Source organism: Streptomyces sp. NBC_01591, assembly GCF_035918155.1.
Taxonomy (GTDB): Bacteria; Actinomycetota; Actinomycetes; order Streptomycetales; family Streptomycetaceae; genus Streptomyces.
The window spans coordinates 7,835,437-7,857,418 of record NZ_CP109327.1 but is presented as its reverse complement, the minus strand read 5'-3'; the positions used below and the strand labels follow the sequence as shown (position 1 = coordinate 7,857,418).

Below are 21,982 nucleotides of genomic sequence, written 5' to 3'. Positions count from 1 at the left end.
GGCCCCGCGGCCGCGCACCCCGCCCGCCGGACGGGCCCTACGCGTCCGTCCGGATCACCACGGCAAGTGTGCGCGGACCGTGCACGCCCTCCACCCGCTCCAGCTCGATGTCGGACGTGGCCGAAGGGCCGCTGATCAGCGTCGTCGGCCGCTGCGGCACCAGCCGCGCGACCGCCTCCGGCACACCGGCCTCGACCGTCGACAGATCGACGACGCACACGTGCAGATCGGGGACGAGGGACAGCGCCCGCCGTCCCTGGTCGGGCGAGCCGTCCAGGAAGATGGTGCCCGTCTCGGCGCAGCTGACGGCCGAGGCGGTGAGGACCCCGTCCAAGGCGTCGAGCCGCGGCGCCGGGATGTCGCCGGAGTCCTGCTGGACCTCGCCGTCGTACGCGTCGAGCCACTGCGGGTCGAGTCCGGCCGGCACACCGATCCGCCGCGCCCCGCGCTCCCGGAGCACCTCGGCGACGACCTGCGCCGTGCGGTCGGCGGTGCAGGTGTGGACGGTCGCCTTGTAGTCGACGAGCCGGTCGGTGAAGAGGGCCAGGCGTTCGTCGTCGGGGAGGGTGCGGCCGGTGCGGTAGGCACGCGGGACGGTCATGTCGGGGGTGGGGGCGAGGGAGAGGGCGTCCTTGATCCTGCCCAGCACCGTTTCGCGAGCGGTCGTCATTTCTCCTCCTCCTTCGTCTTCTTCCGGTTCTCCTCGTGCTCGCCCGCGGCGGCGCGCATCGTCGCGGCGCCCTCGGCCGATGCCAGCCAGGAGCGGAAGGTCTGCTTCGGCGGCGCTTCGGTGTCCCGGCTCTCGCTCCAGCCGTTGAACGGCGGGGGCAGGTGCGAGATCTTGCCGTCCCGCCCGCCGATGACGCGGCCGATCCCCGCACCCTTCTGCGCGGCCGTGAAGAGCTTCGGGTGCTTCATGACGGTGGCCGCGGCCTTCATGGCAAGCTTCTCCGCCGTCGTACCGGACTGCTCGGTGTTCTGGTGGCGCAGTTCGACCAGGAGCGACGGAATGTCGATCTTGACGGGGCAGGCGTCGAAGCAGGCGCCGCAGAGGCTGGAGGCGTACGGCAGCGAGCTGTTGGGGTCGTCCTTTGCCGCGTGCATCCCGGCGAGCTGCGGGGTGAGGACCGCGCCGATCGGTCCGGGGTACGTCGATCCGTATGCGTGGCCGCCGGCCCGTTCGTACACCGGGCAGACATTGAGGCAGGCCGAACAGCGGATGCAGTTGAGGGCCTCGCGCCCGATCCGGTCGGCGAGCGCCGCGGTGCGTCCGTTGTCGAGCAGGACCAGATGGAAGTCCTGCGGTCCGTCGCCCGGCGTCACACCGGTCCACATCGAGGTGTACGGGTTCATCCGCTCGCCGGTGGAGGAGCGCGGCAGCAGCTGCAGGAACACTTCAAGGTCCTGGTAGCGCGGCAGCACCTTCTCGATGCCCATGACGGTGATCAGGGTGTCGGGCATCGTCAGACACATGCGGCCGTTGCCCTCGGACTCCACGACGGCGAGGGTCCCGGTCTCGGCGATACCGAAGTTGGCGCCGGAGACCGCCACCTTGGTCGTCATGAACTTCTCGCGCAGGTAGGCGCGGGCCGCGGCGGCGAGATGCGCGGGTACGTTGTCCAGGCGCGGGTCGACGCCCGGGATCTCCTTGAGGAAGATCTGCCGGATCTCGTCGCGGTTGCGGTGGATCGCGGGCACCAGGATGTGCGACGGCTTGTCGTGCGCGAGCTGGACGATCAGTTCGGCGAGGTCCGTCTCGTACGGGGTGATGCCAACCGATTCGAGGTGCTCGTTGAGGCCGATCTCCTGGGTGGCCATCGACTTGACCTTGATGACGTCGCTGCTGCCCGTCGCCCTGACCAGCCGGGCGACGATCTCGTTGGCCTCGACGCCGTCCCGCGCCCAGTGCACGGTTCCGCCGCGCTCGGTGACCTTCCGCTCCAGCTGCTCCAGGAGTTCGGGGAGCCGGTTCATGGTGTCGGTCTTGATGGCGGAACCCGCCTCGCGCAGTGCTTCCCAGTCCGGTAGTTCGCCAGTGACGTTGAGGCGTTTGGCGCGGATGGTGCGGGTGGCCCGGCCGAGGTTGCGGCGCAGTTGTTCATTGCGGAGCTCGTCGTGGGCGGCCTTGGGGAACTTACGGTCGCCGCGCAGATTGCCCGTTCCGTACGGGGAACGGGGCGGGGTCGCGGGCATGCCGAGGAAGGTGCTGCTCATCGGACGGCCTCCGTGGGGACGTACGGCGAGGTGCGGGTGGCGGAGAGGATCTGCGCGAGGTGCAGGGTGCGGGTGCCCGACTTGATGCGGGAGAGCCCGCCGCCGATGTGCATCAGGCAGGACGAGTCGCCGGCGGTGCAGACACCGGCCCCGGTGGTGGCGATGTTGCGCATCTTGTCCTGGAGCATCGCGGTCGACGTCTCCGCGTTCTTGACGGCGAAGGTGCCGCCGAATCCGCAGCAGGAGTCGGCTTCGGGGAGCTCGACGAGGTCGATGGAGTCGACGGCACGGAGCAGCTTCAGGGGCTTGTCGCCGACGCGGAGCATGCGCAGGGAGTGACAGGTGGGGTGATACGTCACTCGGTGCGGGAAGTACGCGCCGACGTCGTCCACGTCCAGGATGTCCACGAGGAACTCCGACAGCTCGTACGTCTTGGCCTTGACGGTGGCGACGCCCGCGCGCAGCGCCGCGTCCCCGTACCGTTCGGCGACGATCTCGTGCTGGTGACGGACCGAGCCCGCGCACGATCCGGACGGCATGACGACGGCTTCGATCGAGGCGTCGCCGAACTGGTCGGCGAAGTTCCGCACCAGGGGCACGGGGTCGCGCTGATAGCCGGTGTTGACGTGCATCTGACCGCAGCAGGTCTGCCCCGGCGGGAACACCACGTCGTGGCCCAGGCGGGCGAGCAGGACCGCGGTCGATTTCACCGCCTCGGGGAAGAGCGTGTCTCCCAGACAGGTGGCGAAGAGTCCGATGCGCATGGGTCTCTCCGATCGTTCGCTTCTCCATTTTTATGGTCCGACCATACTAGCCTCGGTCCGGAACGGGAATGATGCGACGGCACAGCACCGGCCCGGATTCCCGAAGTACTAGCCATGCACCTGACAACGTCCTCACCGCGGGAGCACGCCTCCGGCCCACCCGGCCGGAGCCCGTTTCCACGCGTCAGGAATCCCCTCGCACCCGGTCGGACGTCTCGTCGACCAGCGTGCCGTGGAGGCTGCGGATGTGCTTCTCGACCAGGTCGGCGGCGTTCGCGCCCTTGCCCGCGCGCACCAGCCTCAGCAGCTCGGTGTGCTCCGCGTTGAGCGAGGCGGCCGTGGCCGGCCAGTCCTCCGCCGCCTCCAGCGCCCGCAGGATCAGCGGTCGCACCGACTCACGGACGGCGGAGGTGAGCGTGGAGGTCAGTTCATTGCCGGAGCTGCGGGCGATGTGCACATGGAACCGGGTGTCCAGATCGTTGAACTCCGGCACCCCTACATCCGGCTCCCCCATGCGTACGACCAGCGCCTCCGCCTCGTCGAGGTCCTCCGGGGAGGCATGACGCGCTGCCGCCTCGAAACTGGACCTCTCCAGCACGACGCGCGCCTCCAGGACGTCCTCCAGGCTGTAGCTGCCCAGCGCGAAATGCAGTCGCAGCAGCCGCCCGAGCGCGTCGTCGGGATTGCGCACGATCCGCGCCCCGGCATCCGGCCCCCGCCCCGGCTGCGCGACCAGCACCCCGATGGTCTCCAGCACCCTCAGCGCCTCGCGCAGCGCAGACCGGCTGACCCCGAGCACCGGCGCGAGTTCGCGCTCGGGCGGCAGCCGGTCGCCCGCCCGGAGCTCACCGGCGAACACCCGCTCCTCGATGCTCTGGAGCACGAGCTCATGCGTACGGGACTGCCGTACGGGTTGCCATTCGACGGGCATCCGTCACCCCCTGCCTCGGCCGGAATCGTCCGGTTGCCGTCGCTTCTGCTGCCCGATCTTCAACTATGTCACACACCACATATGGTCGGACCAAAGATCCGGCCGCTCGGACACCCCGCTCTCGCCCCTCACGCTCAGTAGGTGACGACGATGCGGCGGCCCACGCCGTCCACCTCGATCTGCCCACCGAACGGAATGATCAGCTGCGGGTCGGTGTGACCGAGGTCGACGTCGAGTACGGCCATGGCCTCGGGGGCGTACTCGCTCAACGCCCGCAGGACCGCCTGCCGTTGTCCCTCACGGAACCGCTCCCCCGCCTCGACGTCGAGCGGCTGCTCGAACGACCAGTTCTTGGCCCGGCCCATGAGGAGGGCGGGGAACTGCGCGAGCAGACCCCGCTCCCCCATGTTCCGCAGGATCCGGTAGACGTCGTCGGCCGACGGCATCTCCTCGGACGTTTCGAGGAACAGAACCCGCCCCGCGTAGGTGTCCACCGGCCGGATCTCGCGGTCGGCCATCAGCAGCCAGGACAGGATTTCCAGTTCTCCGCCCCAGCTCGCGCCCTTCACGGACCGGCCCTCGGCGTTGTGCCATATCCAGCCGTTGCAGGGCCGCATCTCGGGTTCGGAGTCGAAGGTACTCGGCTCCTCCCACCGGCCGTTCGCCCCGTTGGTCTCCTTGGACGGGGTGAGTTCGAAGGCGCCGCGGGTGAAGAGCGCGGCCCGCAGGGAGTCGGCGGTCAGCGGGTGCATCGCGCCGGGACGTCCCATCTCGACCATCACGGTGCCGCCGTGGTAGGCGACGATGCCCAGGTTTTCGAGGAACACCAGCAGGTTGGTGTTGTCGCTGTATCCGAAGAAGGGCTTGGGGTTGGCGCGCAGGAGGTCGCGGTCCAGGTGCGGCAACACGGTGATCTGGTCGTCGCCGCCGATGCTGGAGATCACGGCCTTGATGTCGGGGTCGGCGAACGCCGCGTGGATGTCGGCGGCCCGTTCCTGCGGGGTGGAGCCCATCTTCCGCGTCGCCGGGTACTCCACCGGTTCGAGCCCGAATTCCTCGCGGAGCCTGCGCAGTCCCAGCTCATGGGGCAGGGGCAGGATGCCAGGGAGGCCGGAGGAGGGGGACAGCACGGCGACACGGTCACCGGGCCGGGGCTGGGCGGGGTATTGGTTGGTCGACATCCGATGAGCGTAGGCGGCTCGCGAAGCGGCGTCGTCGAAATTTTCGGTCCGGCCGACGACGGCAGGGCGGGGCCCCCGCCGTCGGCCCAACCGTCACTCGTCGAAGGATCCGTGGCGGCCCGCACCACCCCCGAATCGTTCGGCCCCGGCCTGCGTCTCCCCCGCGGTCAGCGGCGCCAGACCGTGCCGGTACTCCGCGGCCAGCGCCTCCGGCTCGCTCAGACCGTGCTGCTCGCGCACCGACAGGCGGTCGTGGCGCAGACACAGTTGTGGGAACGCGGCGATTTCACGGGCGAGTTGCTCCGCCGCCCTCCGGGCCTCGCCGGGCGGCACGATCCGGTTGGCGAGCCCCATGGCGTACGCCTCGGCGGCCGGGACGGGCCGCCCGGTGAGGATCATGTCCATGGCCCGGCTCTCACCGATCAGACGCGGCAGCCGCACCGTTCCGCCGTCCACCAGCGGCACGCCCCAGCGGCGGCAGAACACCCCGAACACCGCGTCCTCCTCGGCCACCCGGAGATCGCACCAGAGGGCCAGCTCCAACCCCCCGGCCACCGCATGACCGGAGACCGCCGCGATGACGGGCTTGTTCAGGCGCATGCGGGTCGGCCCCATCGGCCCGTCGCCGTCGGCCAGGACCTTGTTGCCCCGCTCCGTGCCGATGCCCTTCAGGTCGGCACCCGAACAGAACGTACCGCCCTCGCCCCACAGCACGGCGACCGCCGCGTCAGGATCGGCATCGAACTCACGGAAGGCATCCGCCAGTTGGGAAGCGGTCGGTCCGTCCACGGCGTTGCGGACCGCGGGCCGGTCCAGGATCACCGTGAACACAGCGCCGTCGCGCTCGATCCGCACGGCTGGTTCTTCGCTCATCGTTCGGCCTCCCACAGAGGATGACGCGGGGACGGCGGGGAACCCCGCCGACACAGCTGATTCATGCGATTCTCACGCAATCGTTCTACGGTGGGGCGCGTGACCCAGATGAGCCCGCCCGGCTGGCACCCAGACCCCGGGTATACAGGAATCGGCCCCGTCCACGAGCGCTGGTGGGACGGCACCCGGTGGACCGACCACCTCCGCGTGCCGCCCGCCGTGGTCCGGCGTCGCCGGATGCGCATCGGACTGGGCATCACCGCCGGAGTGGTGGTCCTGGCCGCCATCGGGGGCAGCCTGTTCCTGCTGTCGGACCAGTCCGGCGACGAGAACGAGCGCGCGGCCACGGCTCCGTCCACCGCACCGTCGGAGGCTCCCGGCCGCGGGCCGGGCGCACCGGGAGGCGGCGGTGAGAGCGGGGCCCCCGAGCAGCAGATGCCGCAGACCGAGGACGGCTACGCCACGGACCTGACCAGCGGGATCAGCCTGCCGGTGCCCGACGGCTGGAAGGGCAGCTCCGGGATCGCCGGCGCGGGAGTGACCACGGGTGAGTACCCGTGTCCCGGCGACACGTCCGAGCAGTGCGTGCGCGGCGGGGTGTTCTCCATGCCCGCGAAGGGCCTGAAGCTCGACACCACGACAGCGAAGGCCACGGCGGTGAAGGACATCTCCGCCAATGCCACGGACTCCTACGGCGAGAAGATCTACGGCGGCATCACCTCGCACGAGGAACTCGAGTCCGAGCCGGTCACCGTGGCCGGCGAACAGGGCTACGTGGTGCGCTGGAAGGTGGTGACGAAGAGCGGTGACGACGGGTACGTCCAGTCGTTGGCCTTCCCGTCGCCCCGCTCGAAGGACATGCTGATCGTGGTCCGGTCCGGCTTCGACATCAACGCCAAGGCCCCCGCGCTCTCCGTCATGGACGACATCACCGAGGGCATCAAGGCCGCCTCGGGAGCGGGCTCCGATCCCGGCACCACCGCGTAGGGACCGTCGCGGACGAGCACGGTGGCCCGCTTTCGTACACCCGGGCGTGAGTACGAAGGCGGGCCGAGCTGAGTACGTCGGCCGATCCGCCGGCCGGCGGTCGCTGATCGAATGACCATCATGCTTCCTGACGCACCGCCCCGCCCCCGCATGCAGCACGTCGCCACGGCCGGCACGACCCTGGCCCTGTCCTTGGCCCCGCTGGTGATCGGCGTGCTGCTCGCCAAGACCATGGCGACGGATCCGATGACTCCGGTGAACGCGATGGTCACGCGGGGCGGGCAGCCCGTGCCCATCTCGCCCGCGCAGTGGCGCAGGTGCGGCAGGCAGGCGCTGCGCAACTGGAAGGGCCCGCTGCAGGCCGGCAGGCATCCCGGCGCTCTGGTACGGCGGTGCCCCGGGGTCCGGCGTCCGCGCCGCCCGGGGCCGCTGCCGGTCGAGCGCTGAGCATGCGGCGGAGCCCGGCACCCGGGGCGGGCCGGGCTTCAGGCCCGTCGGCAGTGCAGGAACAACTGGGGCTCGGCCACCGCCGCTTCGTATTCCGGGGTGTACAGGGTGCTCTGCTCCCACAGCACCGAGAAGCCGGCCGCGGTGACCAGCTCGGTGAACTCCTCCGGGCCGAAACTCGTCGCCCGCACCTCGTGGCCCATGAAGACGACGTCGAAGTCCTCCACGTCCAGCGGCACCGTGGCCACGACCAGATGGCCGCCGGGAACCAGCAGCCGCCCGAGTCTCCGCAGGAGCCGGGACTGGTCCTCGCGGGACATCTGGAGTAATGAGAAGTACGCGCAGACCGCTTCGAAACTTCCCTCGTCCAGGGGGAGTTCGTGAATGTCGGCGCATTCGAAGGCCGCGCCGGGAACCTGCCGGGCCGCCAGTTCGACCATGACGGGCGAGACATCCACCCCCAGCACCTCGTGGCCGGCCTCGGTCAGGGTCCGTGCGGTCGGTCGCCCCGTTCCGCTGCCGACGTCCAGGATCCGGCTGTGTGGTTTGAGATCGCCCAGGAGCCGGTGCAACGAGGCGTGGTGGGCGGCGGATCCGGCGAACGCCCGCTCGTAGTCGGCACCCAGAGCGTCGAACACCGTGGCGGCAGCGAGGCCATGGTCTCCGTCCATCGATGTGGTTCCTTCCCCTTGCCCATGCGGCTTCGCGAGGATCGTTCCATCATTCGCCGCAGCCTTCAACGCCCGCCTACAGAAAGGAACATGAAGACTTCAGGGGCACTGATGCACGAATGGGCGACGGGTCGTCCCTGGCTCGCCGCCGGGCGCGGCGGCCCCCAAAAAAAACCGTTTCCCTGTCCGCGCCCGGTTTCCTAGACTCGCCACGAATCGCGCGCCACAACAACATTGCGGTGCGCACCGTGACGAGTGAGGGGAGACCAGCCGTGCGCTACCGCACCGCTGTCGTCGTTCCCCCGTCACGGTACGAGGTGATCCTGGTGTCTTCGTGCCCCCGGTGCAGGCTGCGCGGCCCGCATCGGACCCCCGCGACGAACAACTGACCTCGCGGTGCCCGGCGTAGATGCGGCCGGGCGGCCGCTCACCGATACGGCACACCGTTTCAGAGGTCTTCGCCCGGCCTGATCACAGGCCGGTTCGTCCGGGAATCGCGCCGTCCCGTTCCGGATCATTCCGAAAGGCCCTGGGCCGTGCGTACCGAACTCCACCGTCAACCCACCAGTCCGCTGACCGACGTTCGCAACCTGGGCATCCTCGCCCACGTCGATGCCGGCAAGACCACCGTCACCGAGCGGATCCTCTACCTCACCGGCGCCGTCCACAAACAGGGCGAGGTCCATGACGGGACGACCGTCACCGACTTCGACTCCCAGGAACGCGACCGCGGGATCACCATCTTCGCCGCTGCGGTGAGTTGTGCCTGGGACGGTCACCGGATCAATCTGATCGACACCCCGGGCCATGTCGATTTCTCCGACGAGGTGGAGCGCTCGCTGCGGGTGCTCGACGGCGCGATCGCGGTGTTCGACGCCGTCGCGGGTGTCGAGCCGCAGAGCGAGTCGGTGTGGCGGCAGGCCGACCGGCACGGGGTGCCGCGGATCGCGTTCGTCAACAAGCTGGACCGTGCCGGGGCCGGCCTCGACACGGCGGTCGCGTCGATCAGGGACCGGCTGCACACCGTCCCGCTGGTGGTCCAGCTGCCGATCGGGAGCGAGGACGGGTTCATCGGAGTGGTGGATCTGCTGCGCATGCGGGCGCTGGTCTGGGCCGACGGCCGCGGCACGTTCGAGGAGGGGCAGGTGCCTGATGCCTTGCGCGAAGAGGCACAGCGGCGCAGGCGGCTGCTCGACGAGGCGGTGGCGGAACTCCATCCGGCCGCACTGGAGGAGTTCTGCGTGGAGTCGTCGGTCTCCGAGCAGACCCTGAGGTCGGCGCTGCGCGACCTGACCCGTACCGGTGAGGGTGTCGTGGTGCTGTGCGGTTCGGCCTACCGCAACCGCGGGATCGAGCCGCTGCTGGAGGCCGTCGTGGCCTACCTGCCCTCGCCGCTGGACGTGCCGCCGGTACGCGGCACCCTGGACGGCACGGTGCAGGAGCGGGCCGCCGATCCGGCGGCGCCGTTCGCCGGGCTGGTGTTCAAGGTGAACTCGACGGCCACGGGGCGGCTGACCTGCCTGCGGGTGTATTCGGGAACGATCCGGAAGGGGGACACGGTGCTGGACGCGGGTGCGCGGCGCCACGAGCGCATCGGGCGGATCCTGCGCGTGCAGGCCGGCCGGCACTCGGACGTGGACACGGCGGTGGCCGGGGACATCGTCGCGGTGATCGGGCTGAAGACGGCCCGCGCCGGGGCCACGCTCTGCGCACCCGCGGCGCCATTGGTCCTCGAACCGCCCACCGCGGCCGACCCGGTCGTCTCGGTGGCGGTCGAGGCCCGCAGGAGCACCGACACCGAACGGCTGGTGACGGCGCTGGCGCGGCTGGTCGAGGAGGACCCCTCGCTGTCGGTCCGTACCGACCCCGAGACCGGGCAGACGGTGCTGTCGGGAATGGGGGAACTACATCTGGAGGTCGCGGTGGAGAAGATCCGGCGTGCGCACGAGCTGGAGATCGGTGTCGGCAGGCCGCAGGTCGCCTACCGGGAGACGGTCGCCCGCGGGGTGTCCGGGCTGGTGTACCGGCACGTGAAGCAGGACGGAGGCGCCGGCCAGTTCGCCCATGTCGTCCTCGACACGGAGCCGTTGGAGGCGAGCGGTGACGACGACGGGGGCAGTGGGGGCGATGCAGGCTTCGTGTTCCGGTCGACCGTCGTCGGTGGACGGGTGCCGCAGGAGTACGTCCGGGCGGTGGAGGCCGGCTGCCGGGACGCGCTGGCCGAGGGCCCCCTCGGCGGGCACCCGGTGACCGGGCTGCGGGTCACGCTGACCGACGGAGCCACCCACTCCAAGGACTCCTCGGAGATGGCGTTCCGCACGGCCGGCCGGTTCGCGCTCCGTGAGGCGTTGCGCGCGAGTGCGATGGTGCTGCTGGAGCCGGTGGCGGAGGTCACCGTCACCGTGCCCGACGACGCCGTGGGCGGGGTCCTCGGCGATCTGGCGGCACGGCGCGGACGGGTCTCGGGCTCGACCGCGCGGGCAGGCACGGCGGTGATCACAGCGACCGTGCCGCTGGCGGAGCTGTTCGGCTACGCGACCCGGCTGCGCAGCCGGACCCAGGGCCGGGGAACGTTCACCACCCGCCCCACCGGTTACGCCCCGGCGCCGAACCCGGTCTCCCCCGGGACACCGGCCCGGTAGCGGCCGGGCCGGCCCCTCCCATTCGCGGGCGGGGCCGGCCGGGCCCGTAGCCGGGGCCTCACACCACATCGCGCCGGGCTACGGATGCGCCGGGATCACGCAGTCGTCCTCCCGCGCGGGAGGACGCCCCGTCGGCCAGGCCACCCCTTCGAACGTCAGCCGCTTCGAGCCGGGATCGAGATGGACCACGGACAGGGGCTTGTGGTCTGGCACCCCGCCCTGGACGCCGACGGCGGCTCGGCCCAGTTCCTGGAGGTCCGCCACCATGGACACGCCACAGTCGAGGACCACATCCGGTGCGGCAAGACCACCGGTTTCGGACGCTTCCCATCCCGCTTGCTCTCCGTCAACGCCGCCTGGCTCGAGCTCAGCCTCGCGCCCATCGGCCTTCTGGCCCGGACCCGCGTCCTGCTGCTGGACGGCGAGCCGCCCACAGCGTCACCTCGTCACCTCGTCACCTCGTCACCCCAAGCGAAACAGCGAGGCTAGCCGCCCGCGCCGAGGCGCACGCAGATGCGGGCGAGGTCGAGCGACCGCTCCAGGTCTCCGCGGCTCCACGTCCTTGTGACGTCCGCCCCCCTGCGGGCGTCGAGCACCTGCGTGAGGTGCGGCCGGAACTCCGGAGACCTGTCGGCGGCCAGCTCACCACCCTCCGACTTCGAGACGATGCGCCCGGTGAGGACCGTCGCCAGCAGGCGAGCCGGCCCCAGGGACATCCACTCGACCTCGAACGTGGACACCGGGTGGGCCGCTTCGTTGTCCAGGTAGATCTGTTCGGACAGGGTGATCCTGTTGCGCCAGTACTGGTCGAGATTGGCGCGGGAGAACCTGATCGCCCCGTCGCGCGCGGTCTCCTCCTCGATCGGCATCCCGGCGCTCCTCGGATCCACCGCCGTCATCGCCCCGTCCCCGGCGAGGGGGACACGGACACCGGACTGGACGATGTTGAGCCAGGTCGCCCAGTTCATCGGTCCGTCCGTCGACTCGGGATGCAGGGTTCCGGCGACCGACGCCACGACGGACTGGAGGGTGTCAGGGCCCTTGGCCAGACCGTCTCTTGTCACGTACATCGCATCGATCGTGTGACCGTATTCGTGCTTGGAGTTCTCGTGCAGCGGCGAGACGGCGTCGCGTGCCCGTGAATCCAATCCCCTCTCCACCACGCAGACGAGGTCGATGTCACTGTTCGCCTGCCAGTCGCCGAGCGACGCGGATCCCACCACCACGACATCACGGAGAGTGTCGCCCAGGGCGTCGGCCAGTCGATTCGTGAAACGCCGTGCGAGAATCCACGGCTCCTGGTCGGGATCGATCACGCATGGAGAAGTCAACTCGACGCCTTTCTTCGTACTTTTCGTCGTGCGTGGATGGCGTCCGCCGAAGTCGGCGCCATGCCGCTGTGGCGGGCAGGACCTTACCCGCGCTCGGGCTCGCCCCCTCTTCCGGTTGGCCAATATTGAGCCATTCCCGCGTCATTCTCCGAAACTATTGCCCCGGCCCGGAAACCGGGCGACATCCTGGCTGATCCGATCCGGTGGTTTCGCGCGAATCAATGGTGCATCGGGCGGCTGTGTGCCTTCCGGTTGCCTTGAACAGCTCGGCGCGCGAGGTCAAGTGATTGGTCGCGCCCTATCAATGACAGTGATATTTCACCAGCGACACTATGTGACGGACTGCTCTTGGAGAAGGAATGCCCGCACGCGTCATGAGACCGGTCACGGTGACGGCCGAAAGCCGGAGTGGCGCGCCGCGGCGGGACCACGAACCGACTATTCGCTAGAACGGGAGTTTGGAAATGCGGCGCAGCGGTGAGATGGTGCCGTTGGGTGGTTCCGTCCGGCGGGGAGACCGATGGACGGCCGAAGGGGCTGTGCGCGGGCCGGCGGCAGGGGGCGCCGGCGAACCCGGACACCAGGACCCGGCTCTCCGTGGCGTTCGTCCGATTCTGCAGACCACTGAACTGGGCAGTGTCACGGCACACCGGATCACATTCCGAACGGCCGGTTCCGCTCTGCATGTGCTGGAGGCCGATCCCGGGCGGTATGCCCTCGTTCTCAGTTCGCTCGGCGAGATCGGAGTGGCGCGAGCCGGACGCGAACTCATCGTTCGGGACGCTGCGGTGGCGCTGTGCGACACCCGACTCCCCCTGGGCATCAGCCCGACGCTGGGGAACCGGACGGCCGAGGCGGTCGTGATGGTCTTCCCGGGCTCCGCGATGCCGACGGTTCCACCGGACGTCGGCGCGCCGCAGCACAAGGTCCGGGACGCGGCCGGTTCCGGGCCGCTGCTCTGCTCGTTCCTGGTCGAGGCGGCAGGCCGGGCGACCGGGCTGGGTGCGCCCGAGGTGGCCCGGTTCGGCGATGCCGCCCTGCACTTGGCCGCGGCGGTGCTGGAACGGCACTTCGTCGACGCCGACGAAGTGTGCCCGCAGACCCTGCAGTACGAGTTGATAACGCGCATCCGCGGATTCATCGACCGCAATCTCGGCGACTGCGGCCTCACGCCGAGCCTGGTCGCCTCGGCACATCACATCTCCATTCGCTATCTGCAACGGCTGTTCAAGACAGCGGGCAGCACGCCGTCGGACTGGATTCGGCAGCGGAGGCTGGAGAACAGTCGACGTGAACTCTGCGACGCGCGGCTGCGATCGGTCTCGGTCCGCGAGATCGGCCTGCGCAACGGTTTTTCCCAGCCCTCCGACTTCAGCCGGGCATTCCGCGCCAAGTACGGCGTACCACCGGGCAGGTTTCGCGACGACTGGTTCCGACGGGACGCGATCGGCCAATCAGGTGGTCGCGTCCCGGCAATGACAGATCCTGCGGTGGTCAGAAGAATCAAGTAGAGGCAGGAAAACCGGTTCGCCGTTGGCGGACTTGGCTGATCCGTTCCGCAGGAGGAGTCACGCCGTGACCTTGCTGACGTCCAGGACTGATCTCGAGATCGACCCCGACAAGCTCCGCGAGTCGGTGGCAAGCCTGTTGGAAAAGCATCCGCTGGCCTTCGAGGGGACACGGCAGCTCGCTCTCCAGCACCGGCCGGCGGCAACGGACCCGTGGTACGAGGGCTGCCTGCGGCAGTCCTTGATTTCCTCGGACTCCGACTTCACCGAGGTGCACGCCGAACTCCGGGGCAGCTACCTGGGCGAGGTGTTCGACCGGCTCCCGTTCAAGCCCATCCGTACCAGGATCATGGCACTGGACCCGAAGCACTGCTATTCCGTGCACCGGGACATGACGCCGCGATATCACCTCGCGGTCACCACGAGCGAGCACGCGCGATTCGTTTTCGTCGAGCACGACAAGGTGGTGAATGTCCCGGCCGACGGCAACCTTTACTACGTCGACACCAGGCATCTGCACAGTGCGTTCAACGGGGGCGACGACATGCGGATCCATATCGTTTTCGGGACGGACAACGAGCAGAAATAGCGGCCGGAGGAGTCGGGGCGTGACGAACTTGGTGGCGCATTGGGACCACCGCGCCGAGAATTATGACGAAACACCGGGTAATTCGCTGACGTCCGAACAGGCGGAGGCGTGGAAGTCGATGCTCGCGGAGGTTTTTCCCATTCGTTCGGGAAGGCTCCTCGACATCGGCTGCGGGACGGGCACCTACGCGTTGTTGTGCGCGGAGCTGGGTTTCGATGTCCACGGTGTGGACACCTCGGAGCGGATGATCGCGCGGGCGCGGGAGAAGGCGCTCGGGCGGCGAGGACCGGACGGCGGTCCCGCCGTCACGTTCTCGATGCTCGACGCGCAGGACATCGACGGCCGGTACGACGCGGTGTTCTCCCGGAACGTGCTGTGGACCGTGGCGGACCTGGGTCGGCTGGCCGGGGCGGTGGCGACCCACACGACGGAGTCCGCCGTGTGGGTCGCCGTCGAGACGATGTGGGACGGCCGCCCGAACGGCGACTTCCGGAAGGCGGGGAGGGAGCTGCCGGGGTTCGGCGGCTGGCACCCCAACGTCCTCCGCGACGTGTTCGCGCGGCACGGATTCGCCCGAACCACCTGGTCGAGCATCTCCAACCGGCCGGAGCTGGCAACCGCGGACAAGGACATCCACGTACTGTTCCGGGTAAGCCGATGATCACAGTCGTCACGGGCCCCTGGGCGCTGTCGAGGATGGAGATCGCGCAGGCGGTCGCCGGCCGGCTCGGGGGTGTCGAGGTCGTCGACGGAGAGCAACTGGGCTTCGCCCTGATGAAGTTCCGTACCGGCCTGCCGGAGAACTTCCAGGAGGCCCCTGTCTGGCAGGCGCTGTTCACGTCGCTGTGCGTCCACACCGCCCGGCACGGCAGCGGCGGCGTCCTGGCACCGATGAACATCCATTCGAGCGAGCGACTGTCCCTCCTGCGGGCCGACATCGCGAGCCAGGGAGAAACGGTCCATGTCGTCGGCCTCCGAGCACCCCGGGAGTACTGCGAGCGACTGGCCGACACCTTCTCGTTCTTCGAGCGGGACTCGGCGGACTACCACCGCGTACGGAACTGGCAGTTGGCACGACTGGGCGAGTACCTGGAGTTCGTCGAGGACCCGCGGGCGCCGGTCGACCACTGGATCGACCTGCTACCGGACGCGTCGTCGGAATGGGTGGTCTCGTCGATCGCCCGGGCGATGACGCCGCTGCCGGCGAAGCGCTGAGTGGTGCTCATGACGATCTTTCCGGAGGAATTCGTGACGGAGACACAGGACGCGGCGTGCGTGGTCGCGTACCGGCGTCTCCGGCACGGGGTGTCCACATCGCGCCAGATCGGATACGGCCGCAACATGTACCCGGCCGCTCCGGAGCTCGTGGCGCAGATTCGTGCCCTGATCACGGTGTTGTTCGAACAGCAGCGCATGACGGACTACTCGACCGGGTTCGACGGCTCCGACCGGCACCTGATCAGCGCGCTCGCCGCGGAATGGCTGGGCCGTTTCGACATCGGGCCCGGCGATGTGTTCGTCATGTCCGGGTCGACGGAGGCGATCAGCGTGGTCACCGGGTATCTCGCCGGACGGGGGTACGAGTACGTGCTGCCGCTGCCCTGCTACTACGCCTTCGAACAGTCCGCCCACCGGTGGGGCATGCCGGTCGGCGCCCACTACAACGGCGACGGTCTGCTGCACGGCACCCGGTCGGGCGCGCCCAAGGCCCTGGTCGACATCGTGCCCAACGGAGTGACCGGTCGGCGTTTCCGGTTGCCCGACGGGGTCGGCGACGACTTCCGCATCCTCGATTCGGTGTTCCAGGTGTCCGCGGCGGCCGGCAAGGGGTCCGCGGTGGACGACCGGCATCTGCGCGAGGCCGTCCGGGACCTCGATCTCGGCCGGGGCTGCGTCATGCTCACCGCGAGCAAGGACCTGTCGGTCCCCGGACTGCGCGCGGGCCTGCTGATCACCCGGGATCCCGGTCTCAGACGGTATCTGGAGGCGGACCGGTTCGAGCGCTGCTACGCGCTGAACCCGTTGTCCACCGGCGTCGTCGCGCTGTACGTCGCGCTGATGTGCGCACGGGCGGCGCAGCGGAAAGGCACCGCTCCACCACGGCCTCCGCTGCTTCCCCCCGAGGTCGCGTCGAGCCGGCCGGCCGCCGACGACCCCCTCGCGACGATGCTGTGGGAATCGCCGGTCGTCGACACCCTCGACCGGTACCTGCGCGGCATGGCGCGGCACTACGCGGACGTCCTCACGGTCTACCGCAACCGGCTCGTGCCGCTGGGCATCGATCTCGACTCCCGGTACCCGGAGACCGGCTACTCCCTGTTCCTGCCGCTACCAGTCCGGGTCGACGGGCCGGAAGGCGCGGTCGTTTGGTGCAACCGGATCGGCCGGGAGGCGGGGCTCAAGCTCAACCCGGCGGCGATTTTCGGGGGCAGCGACGAGCCGTGGGCGGTCCTGTACGACTGCACCCGCCCCTGGGTGCGGTTCAACTGCTCGGTCGCGGAGCCGGATGCCGTCGGCACCGTGAGCATCCTCGAAACGGCGTTGAGGTGATGAGGTGACGGAGCGAACTGGCGGAAAGACATCGGCGGGCGTCGACCCGCTGATGCTGGGCAGGGCGATAGCCGACGCCGACCGGCGGGCCGCGCACGCCCTCAACCTCGTGCCCAGCGAGAACCGGATCTCGCCCTTGGCCTCGGTGCCACTGGGGTCCGACTTCTCCAACCGGTATTTCTTCAACACCGCGGGCGATCCCATGTTCTGGGAGTTCCGCGGCGGGGAGGACATCGCGCACATCGAGGCGCTCGGGGCCGGGGCGCTCCGGCGGATGGCCTCGGCGCGGTACTGCAACGTGCGGCCGATATCGGGGATGAGCGCGATGATTCTCACCGTCGCCGCCCTGTCCGCACCGGGCTCGACCGTGGTGAGCGTCGACCAGGACTCCGGCGGCCACTACGCCACCCCGGCGCTGCTCACCAGGCTGGGCCGGCGGTCCCGTCTGCTCGGCTGCGAGGACGGCCGGGTCGACGCCTCGGAACTGGCGGACGCGCTCGCCCCCGGCGACGTGGACCTGGTGTACGTGGACGTGCAGAACTGCGTCAGGGTGCCGGACTTCGGAACGATGTCGGACGTGGTGCGGAGGGTGAGCCCGGCCACCCGGCTGTACGTGGACGCCAGCCACTACCTCGGCCTCGTCCTCGGCGGTCTCGTGGAGAACCCACTGGCTTGCGGGGCCGATGCCTTCGGCGGCTCGACCCACAAGTCGTTCCCCGGACCGCACAAGGGCGTGATCTTCACCGACGCCGAGGACGTCGACGAGAGCCTGCGCTCCGCCCAGTTCGACCTGGTCAGCAGTCACCACTTCGCGGAGACCCTGGCACTGTCCCTGGCAGCGCTGGAGGTCGAGCACCGGATCGGGAACTACGCCCGGACGACCAACGACAACGCGCGACGACTCGCCGCCGCACTGGCCGATGCGGGGTTCCGGGTCCACGGCGACAGCGGCACCGGCTACACCGACACACACCAGGTGTGGGTGGCACTGGAGGGCCCGGCAGCCGCGTACGCCCTGTCGAACAGGCTGGCCGAGGCGGGTATCCGGGTCAATCTGCAGTCGTCGATGCCGGGGATGCCCGGCGTACACCTGCGCCTCGGTTCGAACGAGATCACCTTCGAGGGCGCCGGTCCGCAGGCGGTGGAGGAACTTGCCGCCGCCCTGGTCACGGCACGGGAGCGACCGCTCGGACCGCGGACGGTGAGCACGATCCGCGCCCGGTTCGGTCCGCCCTTCTACACCGATCCCAAAAAGCTGAGAGTGGAGGCCGGGCTGTGTACGTGCTGACCGGGAGGCCCTGCGGTGCCGGGGCGGGGGACGTGGCCGATCGGACCGTCTTCGACGTGCGGGAGCCCGTGGCATGCAACTGATGAGGTCGGACTACACGGAGCTGACCGCACACGGCCGCGGATACCTGACCGATCTGCTGAAGCCCGACAAGACGCACGACATGCTGGAGGCCTACGGCTTCGCGGTGGCGCGGAGCCCGGCCGGGACCGTGTCGACGGAGGACGCCCACCGGGAAATGGCGGCGATACGCGCCGACTTCGGCCTGGGGGAACCCTACGCCCCGCTCCTGTACCGCGACCGGAACGCGCCGCTCGTCACCGAGGTGACGCGGAAGGCCGAATCGGACCACCCGGCCTTCCACACCGGCGCGGCACAGGGCTGGCACACCGACGGGCTCCTGGAGGACATCGGGACCATCCGGACGACCCTGCTGTACTGCGTACGCCCGGCGCACGGAGGCGGCAGGACGTCCCTGCTCAACGCGGGACGGGTGTTCGACGAGTTGCGGACGGAGGATCCCGAGGCGGCCGAGGTCCTGTTGCGGGGCACGATCCTCGGCAGGCGGTCGACGATCCCCGGCGCGGTCCGCGAGGCCGTCGGGCCCGTGTTCGCCGAGCTCGGAGACGGCCACTACGCCACCCGGTACGGCGAAGGACAGGTCGAGCGCTGGTACCCGAAGGACGCCGCGGACCAGAAGTCCCTCGCACGCGCGCTGGGCTACTTCAGGGCCCGGCGGGACGACCCGGACGTCCGGATCGACCTGCTTCTCCAGGCCGGTCAGTGCCTGATCTTCCGCAACGACGTCCTGGCCCACGGCAGGGAGAGCTTCACCGACGACCCGCGGTGCCCGCGTCTGCTCCTGCGCAGCCTGCACACCGACGCCCCGGGGCGCACGTCATGAGGGCCTCCGTCATCGTCGCGATGGCCGGGGAGGGGACACGCTTCGGGGCTCCGTACCCGAAGGAACTCCACACCGTGAGCCCGCACCGCACCGTGCTGCACTGCTGCCTCGAACCGCTGACCGCGCTCGACCTGACCCAGGTGCGGATCGTCGGCGTCGTCGGTGCGGGCCGGGCCCGGTCCATGGACGTGATCGGGGAGGAACTGGGCGGACGCGGCGCGGAGGTGGTCTTCACCGTGCAGAACCCGCGGCGGCACGGACCGGGCCTGGGCGGTGCCGTCCGCGCCGGTCTCCCCTACTGCGAAGGAGTGACCGCCGTGGTGCTCCCCGACCAGATCTTCACCACCGGAGAGCCGGACGACTTCGCGGAGGCGATGGACATGGCGCGGCGGCACGGCCGGTCGGCACTGGTCCACCCGACCACGGACCCCGAGGTCCTGCGCGCCGACGGCGCGGTGGCGCTCGACCGGAGGACCGGTGTCATCACGGCGTGCGAGGAGAAACCGCAGCGGGGCCTCGACCGGTTCGACGGGCTGTGGGTGGTGCCGATGGTCTCCCCCGGCCACCGGGAACTGCTGCCGACGGTGGCGACCGACCCGGCGCGCGTCCTGTGCGGCGCGGCCTACGTCGAGGTCGAGAGCTACGTCAACGTGACGCGACCGTCCGATGTGTGGGGCCTGCGATGCCCGACGTACTGATGGACTGCACCGGACACCGCGTCGACTGGACGTCGCTCGGCGGAATCGGGCTGCGCGCGCGGGAACTCGCCGCGGAGATCGCGCGGGTCGCCGACGTCACGGTCTTCTCACCGGGATCGCTGCCCGAGCAGCTCGGTGCCGGGGTCCGGCTGGTGACCCGGGAGGCGGCGTGGGCCGACGAACTGCGGCGGAGCGACATGGTCTATTCCTTCGACTCGCCGTCCCCCGAGCGGCTGTCAGCCGTGGTCGACAGCGGCAAGCCGGTAATCGTGGAGAACGCCCCGCCCCTCGAACACGCGCTGTACCCGTCGCTGGTACGGAGCGCGGACCGCGAGGACGTCTACCGGAACACGGTGGAGGCGTACCGCCGCCAGTTGGCGAGCGGGACGTTCTTCACCTGCCGGTCGGCCGTGGAGCGGGCGACGCTCGTGGCGAACCTCTGTGTCACCGGGCGGGTCACGGTGGAGGCGATGCGGGCGTCGGGGGCGCTCGACAGGCTGATCTCCACGATCCCCATCGGGTTCTCGGAGTCCGCCGCCGCGGCGGCGCGGCGCGAACTGTCCGGGGCGGACCCGGAGCGGACGTTCCGGGTGGTCTGGTCGGGCGGCCTGTGGGCGTACCTCGACCCGGTATTCGCGCTGGACGCCGTACGGATAGCCCGGAGCCGCGGCGTGCCCGTGGAGCTCGTGTTCCTGTACGGGCGCGAGAACGCCGACAACGCGGTGGTGCTGTCCGGACTCCTCGACACAGTCGAGGAGCACGGGTGCGGCGACTTCGTGACCGTGCGCCGGACCCCGCTCGGTCGGGCGGAGTACTTCCGGGTGCTGGCCGGCGCGTCCGCGCTGATCTGCGTCGGTCGGCGCGGCGTCGAGAACGACACCTGCGTGCGACTGCGGGCCAGGGACTCGAGGCTGTTCGGCCTCCCCACCGTGCTCGACCGGCACGGCCCGACGTTCGACGAGTTGACCAGGGACGGGCTGGCCCACGGCGCGGACGACCCCGAGGAGGGCGCCGACGCTCTGGCGGCGATCCACCGGCAGCGCGGGGACCGCGCGCCCCTCGACTCGTACGCATACCGCCGTACCGCGCGCGACCTGTGCGCATGGATCGAGAAGGGGAAGGAGGAACGATGAGTTCCGGGGAAGAGGTGGCATCGGCCCTTGGGCGTCCCTGGCGGGCTCCCCGCGACCACTCCGGGCCGACGTTCGTCGCCGGGCAGGGCGCCTGGCTGGTCGACCGCGGCGGGCACCGGGTGATCGACGCGACGTCGGGCGCCCTGAACGTGTTCTGCGGACACGGCGTCGAGCCGATCGTGGACGCCCACCTGTCGCAGCTGAGGACACTCGCCCACGTCGACATGGCCCAGGGGCTCACCGAGCCCGCGCACCGGCTCGCGGACGGGCTCCGGGACATCCGGGGACACGGCGGCGACCGATTCTTCTTCGCCAACAGCGGTTCGGAGGCGATCGAACTCGCCGTCGGGCTCTCCTCGCGGTACTGGGCCGCGGTCGACAGCCGGCGGACGGACATCGTCGCCTTCGAGCGCGGCTACCACGGCTCGACCGCGCTGTGCCAGTCGCTGTCCGGCCTGCCGCAGACCAGCAGCGCACCGGACGGGTTCGGGGTGCGCGTCCATCATCTGACGTTCGGCGGGTTCACCGGCGCCGAGCAGCGGTCGGGAGCGGCGCGTGAGCACATCACCGCGCAGCTACGGACGGTCCTGGCCGGTTCGGCGGCGGGCACGGTGCTCGTCGAGCCGTTCCTGAACGTCGGTGGCGGCATCCGGCTGCCCGAGGGACTGCTCGGTGACATCCGCCGTGCCTGCGACGAGTACGGGGCACTGCTGGTGCTGGACGAGGTGTTCACCGGCGTCGGCCGGACCGGGGCGTGGTTCGCGCACGAGCACACCGGCGTACGCCCCGATCTCACGGCTTTCAGCAAGGGCTTGACCAACGGTGTGTGCGCGTTGTCCGCGGTCGCGGCCGACCACCGTGTGCTCGATCGGCTTCCCGCCGGGAGCATCGTGCCGTACGGCCACACCATGTCGGCCTCGGCCGCCGCCTGCGCGGCGGCGAACGCGACGCTGGAGCACATGCGCCGGACCGGGGCCGTCGCCGCGGCCCGCGCGATCGGCGCCAGGCTGCTCAGCGCGCTGGAGCGGGAGCTGCGCGGTGCCGACGGTGTGGTCGACGTGCGCGGACACGGTCTGGCTCTGAGCGTCGAGCTCGACGGCGTCGACTGCGCCGGGAATGTCCAGCAGGTGGTCTACGACCTCGGCGCCTATACGCGGCAGCAGGGCAGCACAGTCCTGCTCGCACCGCCCGCGTGCCTGAGCGGCGCGGAGGAGGACCGGCTCGTCGACCACCTGGTCACCGGGGTCCGCAAAGTGGTCGCAGCACGATGA

General features: G+C 70.1%; 21 protein-coding genes and 1 pseudogene. 14 read left to right on the top strand and 8 right to left on the bottom strand.

Annotated elements, in window-relative coordinates; all coding sequences use genetic code 11:
- Positions 1-37: 37 nt before the first annotated feature.
- From OG978_RS36365 to OG978_RS36340, 6 genes are all read right to left on the bottom strand, one after another.
- Entirely contained in the window at positions 38-670 is a 633-nt protein-coding gene (locus tag OG978_RS36365; protein ID WP_326769307.1) for a LutC/YkgG family protein, read from the bottom strand.
- Positions 667-2,214: a lactate utilization protein B gene (locus OG978_RS36360; RefSeq protein ID WP_326769306.1), complete on the bottom strand. Its 1,548-nt coding sequence runs from the start codon at positions 2,212-2,214 to the stop codon at positions 667-669. Before OG978_RS36360 ends, OG978_RS36365 begins: the two co-directional genes overlap by 4 nt.
- Complete coding sequence (locus tag OG978_RS36355) at positions 2,211-2,978, bottom strand: (Fe-S)-binding protein (protein ID WP_326769305.1); 768 nt, start codon at positions 2,976-2,978, stop codon at positions 2,211-2,213. Before OG978_RS36355 ends, OG978_RS36360 begins: the two co-directional genes overlap by 4 nt.
- A gap of 184 nt (positions 2,979-3,162) precedes the next feature.
- Positions 3,163-3,909 (bottom strand): FadR/GntR family transcriptional regulator, encoded by a 747-nt coding sequence (locus tag OG978_RS36350; protein ID WP_326769304.1) that lies wholly within the window; start codon positions 3,907-3,909, stop codon positions 3,163-3,165.
- Positions 3,910-4,043: 134 nt separating this feature from the next.
- Positions 4,044-5,090 (bottom strand): S66 family peptidase, encoded by a 1,047-nt coding sequence (locus tag OG978_RS36345; protein WP_326769303.1) that lies wholly within the window; start codon positions 5,088-5,090, stop codon positions 4,044-4,046.
- 93 nt (positions 5,091-5,183) lie between these two features.
- On the bottom strand, positions 5,184-5,963 hold the full coding sequence (locus OG978_RS36340) for a crotonase/enoyl-CoA hydratase family protein (protein WP_326769302.1): 780 nt from the start codon (positions 5,961-5,963) through the stop codon (positions 5,184-5,186).
- Positions 5,964-6,071: 108 nt separating this feature from the next.
- Here OG978_RS36340 and OG978_RS36335 point away from each other — a divergent pair, with 108 nt between their 5' ends.
- Both OG978_RS36335 and OG978_RS36330 read left to right on the top strand, forming a co-directional pair.
- A complete protein-coding gene (locus OG978_RS36335) occupies positions 6,072-6,950 on the top strand; it encodes a DUF2510 domain-containing protein (RefSeq protein WP_326770267.1) in 879 nt (292 codons plus the stop codon).
- A gap of 120 nt (positions 6,951-7,070) precedes the next feature.
- On the top strand, positions 7,071-7,397 hold the full coding sequence (locus OG978_RS36330) for a hypothetical protein (protein WP_326769301.1): 327 nt from the start codon (positions 7,071-7,073) through the stop codon (positions 7,395-7,397).
- Positions 7,398-7,435: 38 nt separating this feature from the next.
- Here the strand turns inward: OG978_RS36330 and OG978_RS36325 are convergent, their stop codons facing one another.
- The gene (locus tag OG978_RS36325; RefSeq protein WP_326769300.1) at positions 7,436-8,068 is read right to left on the bottom strand and encodes a class I SAM-dependent methyltransferase; all 633 of its coding nucleotides are present in this window, start codon (positions 8,066-8,068) and stop codon (positions 7,436-7,438) included.
- A gap of 536 nt (positions 8,069-8,604) precedes the next feature.
- On the opposite strand from OG978_RS36325, the gene fusA reads away from it, so the two are divergent.
- On the top strand, positions 8,605-10,710 hold the full coding sequence (fusA, locus tag OG978_RS36320) for an elongation factor G (protein WP_326769299.1): 2,106 nt from the start codon (positions 8,605-8,607) through the stop codon (positions 10,708-10,710).
- Positions 10,711-10,935: 225 nt separating this feature from the next.
- Positions 10,936-11,163, top strand: a pseudogene (locus tag OG978_RS36315) (IS1380 family transposase); the annotation flags it as partial.
- A gap of 32 nt (positions 11,164-11,195) precedes the next feature.
- Here the strand turns inward: OG978_RS36315 and OG978_RS36310 are convergent.
- On the bottom strand, positions 11,196-12,026 hold the full coding sequence (locus OG978_RS36310; protein ID WP_326769298.1) for a nucleotidyltransferase domain-containing protein: 831 nt from the start codon (positions 12,024-12,026) through the stop codon (positions 11,196-11,198).
- Positions 12,027-12,904: 878 nt separating this feature from the next.
- Between OG978_RS36310 and OG978_RS36305 the strand changes: the two genes are divergently transcribed.
- The 10 genes from OG978_RS36305 (at position 12,905) to OG978_RS36260 (ending at position 21,982) form a co-directional block, all read left to right on the top strand.
- Positions 12,905-13,552 (top strand): helix-turn-helix transcriptional regulator, encoded by a 648-nt coding sequence (locus tag OG978_RS36305; RefSeq protein WP_326769297.1) that lies wholly within the window; start codon positions 12,905-12,907, stop codon positions 13,550-13,552.
- A 64-nt stretch (positions 13,553-13,616) separates the two neighbouring features.
- Positions 13,617-14,138 (top strand): aspartyl/asparaginyl beta-hydroxylase domain-containing protein, encoded by a 522-nt coding sequence (locus OG978_RS36300; protein ID WP_326769296.1) that lies wholly within the window; start codon positions 13,617-13,619, stop codon positions 14,136-14,138.
- Between the two features lie 19 nt (positions 14,139-14,157).
- Positions 14,158-14,799: a class I SAM-dependent DNA methyltransferase gene (locus OG978_RS36295; protein WP_326769295.1), complete on the top strand. Its 642-nt coding sequence runs from the start codon at positions 14,158-14,160 to the stop codon at positions 14,797-14,799.
- Positions 14,796-15,353 (top strand): hypothetical protein, encoded by a 558-nt coding sequence (locus OG978_RS36290; RefSeq protein WP_326769294.1) that lies wholly within the window; start codon positions 14,796-14,798, stop codon positions 15,351-15,353. The genes OG978_RS36295 and OG978_RS36290 overlap by 4 nt, the downstream gene beginning before the upstream one ends.
- Positions 15,354-15,362: 9 nt before the next feature.
- Positions 15,363-16,688, top strand: a complete 1,326-nt coding sequence (locus OG978_RS36285) for a hypothetical protein (protein WP_326769293.1) — start codon at positions 15,363-15,365, stop codon at positions 16,686-16,688.
- Between the two features lie 4 nt (positions 16,689-16,692).
- Entirely contained in the window at positions 16,693-17,976 is a 1,284-nt protein-coding gene (locus OG978_RS36280; protein ID WP_326769292.1) for a hypothetical protein, read from the top strand.
- Between the two features lie 73 nt (positions 17,977-18,049).
- Entirely contained in the window at positions 18,050-18,880 is an 831-nt protein-coding gene (locus OG978_RS36275) for a TauD/TfdA family dioxygenase (protein ID WP_326769291.1), read from the top strand.
- On the top strand, positions 18,877-19,578 hold the full coding sequence (locus OG978_RS36270; RefSeq protein ID WP_326769290.1) for a hypothetical protein: 702 nt from the start codon (positions 18,877-18,879) through the stop codon (positions 19,576-19,578). Before OG978_RS36275 ends, OG978_RS36270 begins: the two co-directional genes overlap by 4 nt.
- A complete protein-coding gene (locus tag OG978_RS36265; RefSeq protein WP_326769289.1) occupies positions 19,563-20,711 on the top strand; it encodes a hypothetical protein in 1,149 nt (382 codons plus the stop codon). Before OG978_RS36270 ends, OG978_RS36265 begins: the two co-directional genes overlap by 16 nt.
- Positions 20,708-21,982: an aminotransferase class III-fold pyridoxal phosphate-dependent enzyme gene (locus tag OG978_RS36260; protein WP_326769288.1), complete on the top strand. Its 1,275-nt coding sequence runs from the start codon at positions 20,708-20,710 to the stop codon at positions 21,980-21,982. Before OG978_RS36265 ends, OG978_RS36260 begins: the two co-directional genes overlap by 4 nt.